We start from the raw sequence: 15383 nt of genomic DNA on the forward strand, positions 1-15383 counted from the left end.
GCACCGGCGGAAGACTCCGAGTCAGGCCCGCTACGGGCAGCGACTAACCTGTCGCGGTGACTGAACACCTTGCCGCCACGAGGTCGTCGTACGACAACGTCGCGGACGCGTACCACGAGCTGGTGAAGGACCGGATGGCCGGGAACCCGCTCGAGCGCGCGATGCTGACGGCGTTCGCTGAACTGACCGGCGACCCGATCGTGGACCTGGGCTGCGGCGCCGGGCGGACGACCGGTTTCCTGAAGGCCGTCGGCTGCGACATCTCCGGGATCGACCTGTCGCCGAAGATGGTCGAGCTGGCGCGCAAGAACTACCCGGGCGTGACGTTCGAGGTCGGATCGATGACCGAGCTCGCGTTCAAGGACGGCGAACTCGGCGGCGTCCTGGCCTGGTACTCGACGTTCCACATCCCGCGCGAGGAGCTGCCCGGGCTGTTCACCGAGTTCGCGCGGGTGCTGCGGCCGGGCGGGCGCGTCCTGATCGGCACGCACTCCGGGCAGGACGAGACGCTGCAGCCGGAGAAGGCGTACGGCGTGGCCGTCAGCTACACGGCGTACCTGTACCGGCCTGAGCTTCTCGGGGAGATCCTCGCCGAGGCCGGCCTCACGGTCACGTCCCTGCTGACCGAGCCGGGCAGCACGCCGGGCCGCGGGTACGCGGCGATCATGGCGCAGAAGGCCTAGTTCACAGTGCCGGCGGGCGGCGTTCGTACGGCGTGCTGAGGACGATCGTGGTCGTCGTGGAGACGTTCGCGCGGGCCCGGATGGTGGCCAACAGGTCCTCCAGCGCGCCCGGGGACGCGACGCGAACGATGAGGACGTAGCTGGAGTCGCCGGCCACGGAGTAGCAGGACTCGATCTCGCGAACGTCGCGCAGGCGCTCCGGCGAGTCGTCGGGCTGCGACGGGTCGATCGGGCGGATCGAGATCAGCGCGGTCAGCGGGAGGTCGAGCGCGGTGTGGTCGATCGTTGCCGCGTACCCCAAGATGATGCCGCGCTGCTCCAGCCGCTTGACCCGCTGATGCACGGCCGACGTGGACAGGCCGGTCGCCTTGCCGAGGTCGGTGAAGCTCATCCGGCCGTCCGACGCCAGCAGCGCCACGATCTTGCGATCCAGGTCCTCCACGCTGGAGACCCTACTGCCCCGGGCCCCCGGCATGAAAGCATCACTCCATGGCTGAGACTCCCCAGCGCCTGATGCTGCTGGACACCGCGTCGCTGTACTTCCGGGCCTTCTTCGGCGTCCCCGACACGATGAAGGCCGCCGACGGGACGCCGACCAACGCGATCCGCGGGCTGCTCGACTTCATCGCGCGGCTGGTCGAGAACCACCGGCCGACCCACCTGGTCGCCTGCTGGGACGACAACTGGCGGCCGTCGTGGCGGGTCGAGCTGATCCCGTCGTACAAGGCCCAGCGGGTCGAGTACGTCGCCACCGGCGGCGAGCAGGTCGAGGACGTGCCGGACCGGCTGGAGGTGCAGGTGCCGTTCATCCGCGCCTGCCTGGACTCGCTCGGGATCGCCATCGCCGGTGCGCCCGACCACGAGGCCGACGACGTGATCGGCACGCTGTCGCACCGGGCGAAGATGCCGGTCGACGTGGTCACCGGCGACCGGGACCTGTTCCAGCTGATCGACGACGCCCGCGGCATCCGGGTCATCTACACCGCGGCCAAGGGCGTCGGCCGCGCCGAGGTGTACGACGAGAAGGCGCTGCTCGCCAAGTACGACATCCCGGCCAACCGGTACGCCGACTTCGCCACGCTGCGCGGCGACGCCTCCGACGGCCTGCCCGGCGTCAAGGGCATCGGTGAGAAGACCGCGGCGTCGCTCGTCACGGCGTACGGCGGTCTGGCGGAGATCCGCGCCGCCGCGGCCGACCCGTCGACCCCGATGTCGCCGTCGGTCAAGCGCAAGATCCTCGAGGCGAGCGACTACCTCGACGTGGCCCCCAAGGTCGTCGCCGTCGCGACCGACGCCCCGGTCAACCTGCACCACCCGGAGATGCCGACCGAGGTCGCCGACCCCCAGCGCTGGCTCGACCTGGTCGAGCTCCTGGAGCTCGGCAGCAGCGCCCAGCGGGTGATGCACGCCCTGAACGTCGGCCCGAAGGACGCCCTGTGAGCACACCGAGCCTGGACCCGATCGCACTCCTGGAGGACACCGAGTGACCAGCACGACCCGCGACCTCGCCGAGCGGTTCCGCCCCGAGATCGTCGCGCTGCGCCGCGCGCTGCACCAGGTCCCGGAGTACGACCTCGACCTGCCGAAGACCCAGGCGCTGGTGCTCGAGGCGCTCGTCGGCCTGGATCTCGAGATCACGCTCGGCAAGGAACTCTCCTCCGTCACCGCCGTACTGCGGGGCACCGCGCCGACCGACGGCGTCCGTCCGGTCGTGCTGCTCCGCGGCGACATGGACGCGCTCCCGGTGACCGAGCGGACCGACGTGCCGTTCAAGTCCCAGCACGCCGGCATGATGCATGCCTGCGGCCACGACCTGCACGTCGCCGGCCTGTTCGGCGCGGTGAAGATCCTGCACGCGATGCGCGACCAACTGGCCGGCGATGTGGTGTTCATGTTCCAGCCCGGCGAGGAGACGTCGGGCGGCGCGCCGATCATGATCCGCGAGGGCGTGCTGGAGGCCGCGGGTCGCCGGGCGGACTACGCGTACGGGCTGCACGTCGGATCCGCCGGTCAGCCGTTCGGGATGTGGAGCAGCAAGCCCGGCTCGTTCATGGCCGCGGCCGACCAGTTGCACGTCCGCGTCGTCGGCGCGGGCACGCACGGCTCGACGCCGTACCGGGGCAAGGACCCGATCCCGGTCGCCTGCGAGCTGGTCACCGCGCTGCAGACGATGATCACCCGGCAGTTCGACGTGTTCGACCCGGTCGTGCTCACCGTCGGGCGGATCGCCGGCGGCACGAAGGAGAACATCATCCCCGACGACGCGTTCTTCGACGCGACGGTGCGGACGTTCTCCGAACAGACGCGGGCCAAGGTGCAGAAGGCCTCGGTCCAGCTCGTCGAGTCGATCGCGGCCGCGCACGGCCTGACCGCCGAGGTCGAGTACCAGATCGGCTACCCGGTGACGGTCAACAACCCGGACGAGTACGCGTTCGCCCGGGACACGATCGTCGACCTGTTCGGCGCCGACCGCTTCCGCGAACGCGCCAACCCGCGCTGCGGCGCCGAGGACATGTCGTACGTGCTCAACGAGGTCCCCGGCGTCTACCTCAACCTCAGCGCCTGCGCGACCGCCGACCCGGAGGCGGCGGCCGACAACCACTCCCCCTTGGCCAACTTCGACGACGCGGTCGTCCCGGACGGTTCGGCGCTGCTCGCCGAGCTGGCCGTACGCCGGCTCGCGCTGGGCTGACCCGAGCAGCCCGGCGGCTCGGCCTGGGCTGACCCGGCCAGTCGGTCGGATCGCCCGGGGCCGACCGGGCCGGTCCGCCGGCTCGCGCTGGGCTGACCCCGTCAGCCCAGCCCGGCCGTGCGGGCATGGATGATCGCTTCCGCGCGGTCGGCGACGTGCAGCTTGGCGAAGATGTTCGACACGTTGTTGCGCACGGTCTTCGGGGACAGGTACAGCTCGGCGGCGATCTGCGGGTTCGACCGGCCGGCCGCAACCAGCGCGAGGATCTCCCGTTCGCGGACGGTCAGCTGCGGGAACGGGTCGGTCGCCGCCGGGACCGGCGTCCCGGCGAAGAACTCCGCGACCCGGCGGGCGACCGCCGGTCCGAAGATCGCCTCGCCCTGCGCGACCGCCGTGATCGCGCGCAGGATCTCGCCCTGGTTCGCGCCCTTGAGCAGGTAGCCACGCGCACCGGCCCGCATCGCCGCGAACAGCGTCTGGTCCTCCTCGGCCATCGTCAGCACGACGACACCGACGTGCGGGCTGTCGGCGGTGATCCGCCGGGTCGCCTCGATCCCGTCCAGGCGCGGCATCTGGACGTCCATCACCACCACGTCCGGCTGCAGCTCACGGGCCCGCTCGACGGCCTCGAGCCCGTCGCCCGCCGTACCGGCGACCTCGACGCCGGGCAGCGATCCGAGCAGGGCGGCCAGCCCGTCGCGGTACACAGGGTGGTCGTCGACGAGCATCACGCGGACCGACTCAGACATGCAGCACCTCCGGTACGGCGTCCAACGGCAGCTTCACCTCGACGACTGTCCCGCCGCCGACCGGAGAGGTCACGCTGCACACCCCACCGAGCTCGGCGGCGCGCTCGCGCAACGACAGCATCCCCACTCCAGCGCTGACCTCCTCGTCGATGCCGATCCCGTCGTCGGTGACCGACAGCTCCAGCACCGGGCCTGCCCCGACCCGCAGCCGGATGTCGCACCGCGACGCGGCCGCGTGCCGTGCCACGTTGGTCAGCGCCTCCGACGCGATCCGGTACGCCGCAACCTCGACTCCGGCGGGCAACGATCCCAGCGGCGGAGCGTCGACATGAACCCGCAGCCCGGCGAGCCGGAACCTCTCCGCCTGCTGCTCAATGGCACGGACGAGGCCGAGCTCGTCGAGCGCCGGAGGTCGGAGGTCGTGCACCAACTGCCGTACGTCGGCCAGCACCGCTGCCACGTCGGCCGTGGCCTGGTCAAGCATCCGGTCGGCATCGTCCGGCGCCGAGCGAGCTAGGTTCCGCGCCGTCTCGATCCTCAGAGCGACCGCCCCGAGCGTCGGCCCGAGGCTGTCGTGCAGGTCCCGCCGGATCCGTCGCCGTTCTTCCTCCCGCGCGGCGACCAGCCGGCTCCGCCCGCGCTGGAGCTCCGAGCTCAGCTCGCTCGCCCGGGCCGCGGCCGCCGCCTGGCGCGCCAGGTCGCCGAGCAGCCGTTGATCGCGCTCGGACAACCTGCTGCCGTCGCCGGGACAGAGCACCAACCGCCCGACCTGCTCACCGCGGTACCCGACCGGAAGCGCGATCGTCGGCCCGGTCTCCTGGCCGTGCTCGACGACCGCGCGCTGCCCGATCTCGACCCGCACGTACGGCAGCCGGAACGCCTCGGCGAGCGTTCGCGCCACGGCTCGCAGCTGCTCGTCCGGATCGGCCGCGGACTCCAGCCGTTCGGCCAACGTCGCCACAGTCGCGTACGGATCGTCCCGCGAGCCACGGACCAGTCGCCGTACGGCGCGCCACAGCCGGCTGCGCAGCGGCGCGTAGACAACAGCGACGACGGCGATCGCGGCCAGCGCGGCGTCCCGCTCCCCCAGCACGCCGCCCGCGACGGCGAACACCGCCAGGTCCACACCGACCACCAGCAGCGCCAGGACGCCGTACAGGAAGGTTGCCGGGAGCAACTGGTCGATGGCGTACAGGCGATGCTTGGTGACGGCGCCCACGACGGCGGCCGAGGTCAGCGCGATCGCGAGGCCGAAGAGGATCGCGGGGACGGCCGGCGGGTTCTCCAGCGGGATCAGCAACACGAACATGTCGACCAGCGCAGCCCACATCAGCCAGCGGATCTGCGCCCGCCGTTCGGCCTCGGCGGCGCGGTAGCGGTGCACGGTGACCGCGAACGGGACCACGAGGCTGACCAGGACCGCGGCGTACGCGAAGCGCAGCACCGGCTCCCACACGGCGTACGGAAGGCCGATGCTGAACGGGTCGAGGGTGAGCCGGGTGACTTCCGGCGGGAGCGCCGCGCCGTGGTACCGGATCATCACGTCGATCGGGACCACCACGAGCAGGAGCGGCAGCAGAGCGGTCAGGCCGAGGCTTGCGATCGACAGTCGACGCCACAGCCGCGCCTGCACCAGCCGGCCGTCGGGGAACAGCAGGATCAGCAGCGGCAGACCGAGCAGCAGCACGGCGCCGAAGCGCGAGTAGAACCAGTACGCCGCTGAGGCGCCCGGCAGCTGCGGCGAGATGTAGATCGCGTACGCCGCCCAGCTGGACGCGAAGCCGTCGATGATCCAGAGCAGCCCGTTGAGCGTCAGGACCCACGCGACGGGATGGCGCGGGAGCCGACGGAGCAGCAGGAGACCGGGCAGGGTCTGTGCGAGGCCGGACAGCACAGCGGACCAGCCGACGTCGAGCTCGGCCTCCGGCGGAACCCTGCCGTGGTTGGCGACGTCGAGGACGACCGTGGCGACAGCCAGGATCAGCGCGAGCGCGCACAGGCCGGCCGTCAGCCCGCCCACCCGTCGCGACTCCCCCACCTCGGTCACCGTTGCATTGTCACCCAACCGGTGTCCCGCCGTCGCGGGTCAGTTGTCCCGGGTGTGGACGGGACAACCGCGGGATCTTCGCGAGGACCGGCGTCCCTGCCATTCGGGGCGAGAGCCGCCGCAGAGTGGGCGAAGGGGGTGCGCAGCGTGCCCCAGGGGAGGAAGGAACCACCATGACCGAAACACCAGCCCGCACCGGTACGGCGCACGGCGCAGCCGGTACGACGGGAGCCCAAGGCGACGAATCGAGTGTCGGCGGCAGGGCGGGGGTCGGCGCCGCCAGTTGGGCGGGAGTCGACGCGGGCGGCCGGGCGGTCGGGGCCGACCTGGGCGCGGACGCGGGCCGGCCGGCGTTCGGCGTACGGCAGATCCGGCGGCTCGGGCTCGGACTGACCGCGGGGACGCTGACCTGGTGCGCGAGCATCTTCGCGTTCTCGACCGTCACCGAGGGCACGCCGGAACGGATCGGCGACCTCACCGGGCTCGCGTTCCAGCTCGGACTGTTCTGCCTGCTCACCGTCCAGTTCCGCACTCGCGCGACCGGCCTCACCCGCGCCGCTGTCCTGATGCTCAAGGTGGAGGCGGTCATCCTCGGGATCGCCGCCTTGTGGTCACTGCTGCACGGCGTCCTCCCGACGAGTCTTCAGGACGCCACCTGGCTGATGGTGCTCGACATCTGCTGGCCGCTCTCGATGATCGGCATGATGGTCATCGGCATCAAGCTCGCGATCGCCGGCCGCTGGCGCGGCCTGCTGCGCTGGTGGCCGCTGGTCGCCGAGAGCTGGGTCTTCGTGACGATCCCCGCCACCGTCGTCTTCGGCGACGCAGCGGCCCGCTGGGTCGGCGGCGGCCACCTGCTGATCGGCTACGCGACGCTCGGGGTTCTCTTGGCGCTCCGGCCGGACCTGGTCGTCGCCAAGGAGGCAGCGCCACGCTGACCCTCCGCGGCCACGATCGACTCGATCAGTCCGGGGAACACGCGGTCCACCTCGTCGCGCCGCAACGTGTTGAGCCGCGACGTACCGACGTAGTACTGACGGATCAGACCTGCCTCGCGCAGCACCTTGAAGTGGTGGGTCGCGGTCGACGTACTCACGGCGAGATCGAACCCGCCGCACTTGATGTCGTCGTCCGCGGCCGCCAGCTGGGTCAGGATGCTGCGGCGCACCGGGTCGACCAGCGCCTCCAGCACCTGCTGCAGCGAGATGTCCGCGAGTTCCGGGTGCGGTGGGATCCGAGCGTCGTTCACCGCTCCATAGTACGACAGTCATCATAGTTTGACAGCCATCAAACTTGCCGCTTCACTGATCGGGTGACGAGCGAACAGGCGACAGTCGTACGGTTCCACGAGCTCGGCGGCCCGGAAGTGCTGCAGGTGCGGCGGCATCCGGTCGGCGCGCCCGGCCCGGGCGAGGTGCGCGTCCGGATCGATGCCATCGGCATCAACCGCGCCGAGGCGCTGTTCCGCAGCGGGCACTACATCGAGCCGGTCCGGCGTTTCCCCGCCGGCCTCGGCTCCGAGGCGGCAGGCGAGATCGAGCTCGTCGGCCCGGGCGTCGCGGGGGTGCGCCCGGGCGACGCCGTCAGCGTCGTACCGGCGTTCTCCCAGAACGACTACCCGGTCTACGCCGACCGCGCGATCGTCCCCGCCGCCGCAGTGGTCCGCCGCCCCGATACCGTCGACGCGATCACCGGTGCGGCGACTTGGATGGCCTTCCTCACGGCGTACGGCGCCCTGGTCGAGGTCGGCGACATCCACCCCGGCGACACCATCCTGCTCAACGCCGCGTCCAGCAGCGTCGGCCTGGCCCTCATCCAGGTCGCCAACCACCTCGGTGTCCGCACGATCGCCCTCACCCGTACGGCGACCAAAGCCGCCGCGCTGGAGGCTCACGGCGCCACCCACGTGATCGTCACCGACACCGAGAACGTCCCCGACCGAGTCGCCACCCTCACCAACGGCCAAGGCGTCCGCATGGTCCTCGACGCCGTAGCCGGCCCCGGCATCACCCACCTGGCCCGCCTGGTCTCCCCCGAAGGCACGCTCCTCGTGTACGGCGCCCTCAGCGGCGAACCCACCCCGTACCCCGGCGTCGACCTCGGCCTCCCGGCGCTGAACGTCCGCTCGTTCACCATGCACGAAACCAGCCGGAACCCGATCCGCCTGTCCCGAGCCGAAGCCTTCATCACCGCCGGCCTCCGCACCGGCGCCTTCCGGCCCGTGATCGCCGCGACCTTCCCCCTCGACCAGGCCGCCGAAGCCCACGCCCGGTTGGAGGACCACACCCACGTGGGCAAGTACGTCCTCACCGTTCCCCGCTGAAGCCCCGCGTCAGGTGACCCGGGCTTCCAGCCATTCCATGAAGGACGCGTAGTCGGCGCTGATCGACAGCGCGATCTCGATGCCCTCGGCATCGACCTTCATCCGCGCGGCCGAGTCGACCGCCACCCGTTCCCGAACGAAGCGGACCCCAGGCCAGAACGTCGCGGCGGCGAGCGTCAGGGAATCGTGCTGCATCGAGGCCGGGTACCTGTCCATCCACCGGTCGAGGTGCGCCCGCAGGACCGAGGCCCACGGCGGGCTGCCCGGCGCCGCCCACTTCTGGTAGATCGCCGACCCGCGCCCGAGCTCCATCGCCGGGTTGAACGTCACCTCCGACACCACGAACGTCGGCACCGACAGTTCCAGCGCCGGCAGCATCCGATGCACCGCTGCCGGATCCATCCGGAAGTTGTGCTCGGCCCGGGACGGATCGCGGTAGTTGACCGCGCCGCCCATCTGCGTGACCACCATCTTCGCGACCAGCTCCGGCCGCGCCTCCTGCAACGCGGCGAGGTTCGACAACGGGCCCATCCCCACCCACCGCACCGGTCCCGGCGTCGAGCCACACACCGCCTCCACCGCTCCGGCCAGATCGTCACTCTGCTTCGGCACGTCCTGCGGAAACAACCCGTCCACGAAGTACAACGGGTCGTCCTGCAGTTCCGCCCCAGCCACCACCGGCACCTCCGGCCGCCCCGCCAGATCCAGCAGGTGCCGCACGAACCGCGCCCGCTCCCCGCCGTACTCGTCGCTGGTCAGCACCAACCCCAACTCCGGCACACTCCGGGCCGCCGCGACAATCGCCACCGAGTCGTCCGGGTCCCCGCCCGCGTCCGTGTCGACGATCATCGGCGCGAAGGCGACCGGATGCGGCCCGAGCGAAGGTGGCGGCCCACCGATCGAGTCGTCGAAGCCTTTCTCGCCCTCAAACAGGATCTCGTCCGTCCCCACCATCGCGAGCCACTCCTGGATCGGATCCTCGTCCTGGCTCGGATCCCGTTCCCCGTCGCGGCCCTCGCCCATCCGTACCTCCACCTGTCTGGATCCCGTTCAGGACATTCTGTACGAACACCCGCTTGTCGTCGTCGCTCGCGCAGTGGTCGTACCCGGCCCAGATCGCGGCCGTCCTCTGCTCCGGCCAGCGGGCCCGATCGAGCGCCCGGCCGAGCTGCTCGGCGTGCCGGAAGTCGGACCGGTGCACGAAGGCGTCCAGCATCTCCCGAAGCCCCGGGTCGGTGCTGCCTCCACTGATCCAGGCCCGGAGCTCGGAGCGGAATCGGTGGACGTCGGCTTCCAGACCTGCTCGGTGGTCTCCACCCGACTCGCGCACCGTCGCGGCGTTCCGAGCGCGGTCCGAGACCGCCCAGAGGTTCACGACCTTCACGCCCTCCCGTACCGGCAACGACCGGAGCCGCGTGGAGATTCGTCCTCTGCTCAATCCCAGCAGCAGGTCCGGCCGCTTCCGTTGGGCGGTCTGCACAGGGCCGTGGCGGCCGATCTTGACCGGACTCGTCCTCGGGCCGTCCAGCAACTCCTCGACCGCGTTGATCCCCAGCACGTGCGCGAACGTCCTCGACTCGTCGGCCGGCAACTCGTAGAACGGCCGTCCCTGCCGGGTCTCCCCGGCCCGCAGGTGCACCTCGTATCCCCGCTTGCTCCCCGGGTGCGGGTCGTCCGGCAGCTCGGCGAGAAACGCGTACCGGCCCTGGAACGTCGTTTCCGGGTAGACGGCCGCAAGAAGCTCCTGCACGGTCCCCTTGAAACTCGTGTCGAGCACCGTCACGCCACTGCCTGGCACGCCGACCGGCACTCCGCGGGACCGCAGATACTCGGTGAGTACCCGGAAACCGGCGACAGTGTCGGCGGGGTCCACCCGAGGCGCCACGCGCCGATAGGCACGAACCAGCGGGAAGTGGCCGCCCTGGCTCTCGAGATCCTGCAGAGCGTTCTCGGCCAGCGCGCGCGACACCACCACGTCCGAGACGTGCCGCCGATGAAAGTCCGGCAGGAGACCGCGCAGCGCGAGCGAGAGGCTGTGCCCGTCACGGCCGAGCGCAACCACCCGGTCGGTCCCCGAGCCGTTGGCGTCCGCCCGCAGGTCGGCCAGCATGTCGTCGGCGATCCGGACGGTCAGCGGCGCCTGGTACGCGTAAGTGACCCGGTAGGCGTCGTACAGGGTCTGGTAGTCGCAGCCGTCGGTGAGGCCGAGCCTGGCGCCTACCCGCCGGGCGGCCGCAATGCCTTGCCGGTGGGCGAGATCCGGCTCCTTCGTGGTCATGGACCAAGTACTTCACATCCGGCGGCGAGGCGTCGGGAGTTATCCACAGGAGCACGAGCAGGCGCCGCCCGAGTGGGCGGCGCCTGCTGGTGCTTACGGCGTGAAGGCCGACTCGTCCTCGTCGTCGGCGAGGAGTTGGGCTGTGGTGGGGACGGGCGGGACCGGCGTGGGAGCCGGGGCACCGGCCTCGTCGTGGTCGACCACGGCCGCGGTGAACTGGGCGTTGTAGAGGCGGGCGTAGGCGCCGTCGGCGACCAGGAGCTCCGTGTGGGTGCCCTGCTCGACGATGGAGCCGTTCTCCATCACCAGGATCAGGTCGGCGTCGCGGATGGTGGACAGGCGGTGGGCGATCACGAAGCTGGTGCGATCGGACCGCAGGGCTGCCATCGCGCGCTGGACCAGGACCTCGGTGCGGGTGTCGACCGAGCTGGTGGCCTCGTCGAGGATCAGCAGCTGCGGGTCGGCCAGGAACGCCCGGGCGATGGTGAGCAACTGCTTCTCACCGGCGCTGACGTTGCTGCCTTCCTCGTCGATCACCGTGTCGTAGCCGTCGGGGAGGCTGTGGACGAAGCGGTCGACGTACGTCGCCTTGGCCGCGGCCAGCATGTCCTCCTCGGTGGCGTTCAGGTTGCCGTACAGGATGTTGTCGCGGATCGTTCCGCCGAACAGCCAGGTGTCCTGCAGCACCATCCCGATCCGGGACCGCAGGTCGTGCCGGGTCAGTTCGGTGATGTCGACGCCGTCGAGCGTGATCCGGCCGCCGTTGAGCTCGTAGAACCGCATGATCAGGTTCACCAGCGTGGTCTTGCCGGCGCCGGTCGGGCCGACGATCGCGACCGTCATCCCGGGTTCGGCGACCAGCGACAGGTCGCTGATCAGCGGTTCGTCGGGCTTGTACGAGAACGACACGTGCTCGAACTCGACCCGCCCGTGCGCGTCGGTCACCTGCTCCGGCGTCGCGTCCTCCGGCACCTGCTCCTCGGCGTCCAGGACCTCGAAGACCCGCTCGGCCGAGGCGACTCCGGACTGCAGCAGGTTCGCCATCGAGGCGACCTGGGTGAGCGGCTGGGTGAACTGCCGCGAGTACTGGATGAACGCCTGGACGTCGCCCAGCGACATCGTGCCCGACGCCACCCGCAGACCACCGATCACGGCGATCACCACGTAGTTGACGTTCCCGATGAACATCATCGACGGCATGATCAGCCCGGAGATGAACTGTGCCCCGAACGAGGCCTGGTACAGCTCCTCGTTCTTGGTCGCGAAGCTCGCCTCGATCTCCTTCTGCCGGCCGAACACCTTGACCAGCTCGTGGCCGGTGAAGGCCTCCTCGATCTGCGCGTTCAGCGCGCCGGTGTGCCGCCACTGGGCGACGAACCGGGCCTGCGAGCGCTTCGCGATCACCGCGGTCAGGATCATCGAGATCGGGATCGTCACCAGCGCGATCAGCGCCAGCAACGGCGAGACCACGAACATCAGCGTGACCACGCCGATCACCGTCAGCAGCGACGTGAGCAGCTGGCTCAGCGTCTGCTGCAGGCTGGTCGACACGTTGTCGATGTCGTTGGTGACCCGGCTGAGCAGCTCACCGCGCGGCGCGCCGTCGAAGTAGCTGAGCGGCAGCCGGTTGAGCTTGTCCTCGACCTCGGAGCGCAGCTCGAAGACGGTCCGCTGAACCACGCCGTTCAGGATGTAGCCCTGCATCCAGGACAGCAGGAACGCGCCGACGTACAGGCCGAGCACGACCAGCAGCACGGTGCGCAGGGCATCGAAGTCGATGCCGACGCCCGGGACCAGGTCGATCCCGCCGAGCAGGTCGGCCATCCGGTTGTCGCCCTTGGCCCGCAGCCCCTCGATCACCTGTTCCTTCGTCAGGTCCTTGGGCAGCGGCTTGCCGATCGCGCCGGCGAAGATGATGTCGGTGGCCCGGCCGAGCATCTTCGGCCCGAGCACGGACAGCCCGACACTGGCGATCGCCAGCAGGATCACGCCGAACACGTGGACCCGGTGCGGCCGCAGGCGGCGCAGCAGGCGCTTGGCCGACGGTCCGAAGTTCATCGACTTGTCCCCCGGGATGCCTCCCGGAGGCCCGAACCCACGCCCGGTCGTCGGCCGCTCGGTCGCCTTCACCGTCACGGGCGCGCCCTCGGTGGTCTCGTCAGAAGCAGTCGAAGTCTGCTCGCTCATGCCTCCACCTCGCTTGCGCTCGGTTCCGGCATGAGCGAGAGGTCGGCTGTGTTTTCTGTTCGCTCGCTTCGCTCACTCATGCTGCCTCCTCCGCCGACCGCTGGGACTCGACGATCTCGACGTACGTCGGACAGGTGTCGAGCAGTTCCTCGTGCCGGCCCTTGCCGACGATCGCGCCGTCCTCGAGCACGATGATCTGGTCGGCGCCGATGATCGTGGACACCCGCTGGGCGACGATCACCACGCACGCGTCGGCGGTGACCGGCGCCAGCGCCGCCCGCAATCGGGCGTCGGTGGCCAGGTCGAGCGCCGAGAACGAGTCGTCGAACAGGTAGATCTCCGGTTTGCGCACCAAGGCCCTGGCGATCGCCAGGCGTTGCCGCTGACCGCCGGAGACGTTGGTGCCGCCCTGGGCGATCGGCGCGTTCAGCTGCTCCGGCATCGCCTCGACGAAGTCCTTGCCCTGGGCAATCTCCAGCGCGTGCCAGAGCTCCTCGTCGGTCGCCTCGGGATTGCCGTACCGCAGGTTGCTCGCGACCGTGCCGGAGAACAGGTACGGCCGCTGCGGGACGAGCCCGATCCGTCTCCACAGCTGCTCCGGGTCGATCTCCCGGACGTCGACGCCGTCGACCAGCACCCGGCCGTCGGTGGCGTCGAACAGCCGCGGCACCAGCGACAGCAGCGTCGTCTTGCCGGCGCCGGTACTGCCGATGATCGCCGTCGTCTGCCCGGGGGCCGCCGAGAAGCTCACGTCCCGCAGGACCGGCTCCGCCGCGCCCGGGTACTGGAACCCGGCGTTCTCGAAGACCAGCTCGCCCTGTCCGGTGAACGCGCCGATCGGGGTGACCGGAGGAACGACCGAGGAGTCGGTGTTCAGCACCTCGGTGATCCGGTCGGCGCAGACCGAGGCCCGCGGCACCATGATCATCACGAAGGTCGCCATCATCACCGAGAACAGGATCTGGATCAGGTAGCTGATGAAGGCGGTCAGCTGACCGACCTGCATCGCGCCGCTCTCCACCCGGGAGGCGCCGAACCACAGCACCGCCACGGTGGACGCGTTCAGGATCAGCATCACGACCGGGAAGACCAGCGCCATCAGCCGGCCGGCCCGGATCGCGGTGTCGGTCACGTTGGCGTTGGCCTCGCCGAACCGCGCGGTCTCGTGCGGCTCGCGGACGAAGGCCCGGACCACGCGGATGCCGGTGATCTGCTCGCGCAGGACCCGGTTCACGCCGTCGATGTTGACCTGCATCTTGCGGAACTGCGGCACCATCCGGCTGGCGATCAGGCCGATCGAGGCGGCCAGCAGCGGTACGGCGACCGCGACCAGCCAGGACAGCCCGACGTCCTCGCGGACCGCGGCAACGATTCCACCGACCATGGTGATCGGCGCGGCGACCAGCATCGTGGTCGACATCACCACGAGCATCTGGACCTGGGTGACGTCGTTGGTGCTGCGCGAGATCAGCGTCGGCGCGCCGAACTGGTTCACCTCGCGCGCGGAGAAGCTGCCGACCTGGTGGAACACCGCGGCCCGGACGTCGCGTCCGAACAGCGCCGCGGTCTTGGCCCCGAAGTACACGGCGAAGATCGTGCAGACGATCTGCACCAGGCTGACCCCGAGCATCCAGCCACCGGTCCGCACGATGTAGCCGGTGTCTCCGGTGGCCACGCCGTTGTCGATGATGTCGGCGTTCAGGCTGGGCAGGTAGAGGGAGGCGATCGTCCCGACGAACTGCAGGACGACCACCAGGGACAGGTTGCCGGCGTACGGACGCAGGTGCGTGCGCAACAGGCGAAGTAGCATCAGACATCCCCAAGGTGGTGAAGGCGGACACCGTCGAGCGCGAAGTCGACGATCTCCTCGGCGGTCATCGGCCGACCGTCCGAAATCATTGGGTGGGTGGCGGAGAAGGTGACCATCCGGATCCGGTGCGCCACGTCCTCGGGTGAGAACCGCAGCGCCTCGGCGTCGGGCCTGATCAGGTCGACGAAGACGGCACTGGCCGCCTCCGCCTCCGCCTTGCGGCGCTTCTCTTCGGCGGGGTCGCTCTTCCAGTCCGGCGGCCGGTGCATCCGCATCGTCAGCAGCAGCCGGAACACGCTGCGCAGCCGCGACTGACTCACTTCGACCGCGGCGATCAGCCGCTCCCGCAACGGCAGCGCCGGGTCGATCTGGTGGAGCGCCTCGATCAGCGGCCCGGACTCGAAGGCCGACCCGATCGCGGCGTCGATCAACGCGTCCTTGCTCCCGAAGGCGCGGAAGATGGTGCCTTCGGCCACGCCGGCCGCCTCGGCGATCTGCCGGGTGCTGACGTCGGTGCCGTACTCCTCCAGCAGGGGCAGCACGGCGGCGACGATCGCGGCACGGCGCTCGTCGGGCGGCATCGGGGTCGCTCGTGGACTCACCCGGCCGAGACT

The 15383-nt window shown here is 70.4% G+C and carries 14 protein-coding genes; 5 read left to right on the forward strand and 9 right to left on the reverse strand.

Annotated elements, in window-relative coordinates; all coding sequences use genetic code 11:
- The first annotated feature begins 56 nt into the window (after window positions 1-56).
- Window positions 57-683 (forward strand): class I SAM-dependent methyltransferase, encoded by a 627-nt coding sequence (locus tag ABD235_RS09545; RefSeq protein WP_344172141.1) that lies wholly within the window; start codon window positions 57-59, stop codon window positions 681-683.
- Window position 684: 1 nt separating this feature from the next.
- Here ABD235_RS09545 and ABD235_RS09550 read toward each other — a convergent pair whose 3' ends face one another.
- Window positions 685-1125 (reverse strand): Lrp/AsnC family transcriptional regulator, encoded by a 441-nt coding sequence (locus tag ABD235_RS09550; RefSeq protein WP_344172143.1) that lies wholly within the window; start codon window positions 1123-1125, stop codon window positions 685-687.
- A 71-nt stretch (window positions 1126-1196) separates the two neighbouring features.
- Between ABD235_RS09550 and ABD235_RS09555 the strand changes: the two genes are divergently transcribed.
- Window positions 1197-2123, forward strand: a complete 927-nt coding sequence (locus ABD235_RS09555; protein WP_344173697.1) for a 5'-3' exonuclease — start codon at window positions 1197-1199, stop codon at window positions 2121-2123.
- 43 nt (window positions 2124-2166) lie between these two features.
- Window positions 2167-3375, forward strand: coding sequence for a M20 metallopeptidase family protein (locus ABD235_RS09560; protein WP_344172145.1), 1209 nt, complete (start codon window positions 2167-2169; stop codon window positions 3373-3375).
- A gap of 101 nt (window positions 3376-3476) precedes the next feature.
- Here the strand turns inward: ABD235_RS09560 and ABD235_RS09565 are convergent, their stop codons facing one another.
- Together ABD235_RS09565 and ABD235_RS09570 are read right to left on the reverse strand one after the other, a co-directional pair.
- A complete protein-coding gene (locus ABD235_RS09565) occupies window positions 3477-4124 on the reverse strand; it encodes a response regulator transcription factor (RefSeq protein ID WP_344172147.1) in 648 nt (215 codons plus the stop codon).
- Window positions 4117-6171 (reverse strand): sensor histidine kinase, encoded by a 2055-nt coding sequence (locus ABD235_RS09570; protein WP_344172149.1) that lies wholly within the window; start codon window positions 6169-6171, stop codon window positions 4117-4119. Before ABD235_RS09570 ends, ABD235_RS09565 begins: the two co-directional genes overlap by 8 nt.
- 173 nt (window positions 6172-6344) lie before the next feature.
- Between ABD235_RS09570 and ABD235_RS09575 the strand changes: the two genes are divergently transcribed.
- Window positions 6345-7109, forward strand: a complete 765-nt coding sequence (locus ABD235_RS09575; RefSeq protein ID WP_344172151.1) for a hypothetical protein — start codon at window positions 6345-6347, stop codon at window positions 7107-7109.
- Here ABD235_RS09575 and ABD235_RS09580 read toward each other — a convergent pair.
- Window positions 7037-7420: an ArsR/SmtB family transcription factor gene (locus ABD235_RS09580; RefSeq protein ID WP_344172153.1), complete on the reverse strand. Its 384-nt coding sequence runs from the start codon at window positions 7418-7420 to the stop codon at window positions 7037-7039. The two genes, ABD235_RS09575 and ABD235_RS09580, sit on opposite strands and share 73 nt — an antisense overlap.
- A gap of 63 nt (window positions 7421-7483) precedes the next feature.
- Between ABD235_RS09580 and ABD235_RS09585 the strand changes: the two genes are divergently transcribed.
- Window positions 7484-8494, forward strand: coding sequence for a zinc-dependent alcohol dehydrogenase family protein (locus ABD235_RS09585; RefSeq protein WP_344172155.1), 1011 nt, complete (start codon window positions 7484-7486; stop codon window positions 8492-8494).
- Between the two features lie 9 nt (window positions 8495-8503).
- Here ABD235_RS09585 and ABD235_RS09590 read toward each other — a convergent pair whose 3' ends face one another.
- The 5 genes from ABD235_RS09590 to ABD235_RS09610 form a co-directional block, all read right to left on the reverse strand.
- Window positions 8504-9448: a nucleoside hydrolase gene (locus ABD235_RS09590; protein ID WP_344172157.1), complete on the reverse strand. Its 945-nt coding sequence runs from the start codon at window positions 9446-9448 to the stop codon at window positions 8504-8506.
- The gene (locus ABD235_RS09595) at window positions 9420-10772 is read right to left on the reverse strand and encodes a hypothetical protein (RefSeq protein WP_344172159.1); all 1353 of its coding nucleotides are present in this window, start codon (window positions 10770-10772) and stop codon (window positions 9420-9422) included. The genes ABD235_RS09590 and ABD235_RS09595 overlap by 29 nt, the downstream gene beginning before the upstream one ends.
- 93 nt (window positions 10773-10865) lie before the next feature.
- Complete coding sequence (locus ABD235_RS09600) at window positions 10866-12959, reverse strand: ABC transporter ATP-binding protein (protein WP_344172161.1); 2094 nt, start codon at window positions 12957-12959, stop codon at window positions 10866-10868.
- Window positions 12960-13035: 76 nt separating this feature from the next.
- Window positions 13036-14769 carry an ABC transporter ATP-binding protein gene (locus ABD235_RS09605; RefSeq protein WP_344172163.1) on the reverse strand — a complete coding sequence of 578 codons (1734 nt, stop codon included), beginning with the start codon at window positions 14767-14769 and terminating at the stop codon, window positions 13036-13038.
- On the reverse strand, window positions 14769-15371 hold the full coding sequence (locus ABD235_RS09610; RefSeq protein ID WP_344172165.1) for a TetR/AcrR family transcriptional regulator: 603 nt from the start codon (window positions 15369-15371) through the stop codon (window positions 14769-14771). Before ABD235_RS09610 ends, ABD235_RS09605 begins: the two co-directional genes overlap by 1 nt.
- Window positions 15372-15383: the final 12 nt, after the last annotated feature.

It is taken from the genome of Kribbella lupini (assembly GCF_039529595.1).
GTDB lineage: Bacteria > Actinomycetota > Actinomycetes > Propionibacteriales > Kribbellaceae > Kribbella > Kribbella lupini.

Coding starts and splice junctions, on each gene's coding strand:
- ABD235_RS09555 (WP_344173697.1), top strand. CDS start 1,197: ATGCTGCTGGACACCGCGTCGCTGTACTTCCGGGCCTTCTTCGGCGTC.
- ABD235_RS09565 (WP_344172147.1), bottom strand. CDS start 4,124: ATGTCTGAGTCGGTCCGCGTGATGCTCGTCGACGACCACCCTGTGTAC.
- ABD235_RS09575 (WP_344172151.1), top strand. CDS start 6,345: ATGACCGAAACACCAGCCCGCACCGGTACGGCGCACGGCGCAGCCGGT.
- ABD235_RS09590 (WP_344172157.1), bottom strand. CDS start 9,448: ATGGTGGGGACGGACGAGATCCTGTTTGAGGGCGAGAAAGGCTTCGAC.
- ABD235_RS09595 (WP_344172159.1), bottom strand. CDS start 10,772: ATGACCACGAAGGAGCCGGATCTCGCCCACCGGCAAGGCATTGCGGCC.
- ABD235_RS09600 (WP_344172161.1), bottom strand. CDS start 12,959: ATGAGCGAGCAGACTTCGACTGCTTCTGACGAGACCACCGAGGGCGCG.
- ABD235_RS09605 (WP_344172163.1), bottom strand. CDS start 14,769: ATGCTACTTCGCCTGTTGCGCACGCACCTGCGTCCGTACGCCGGCAAC.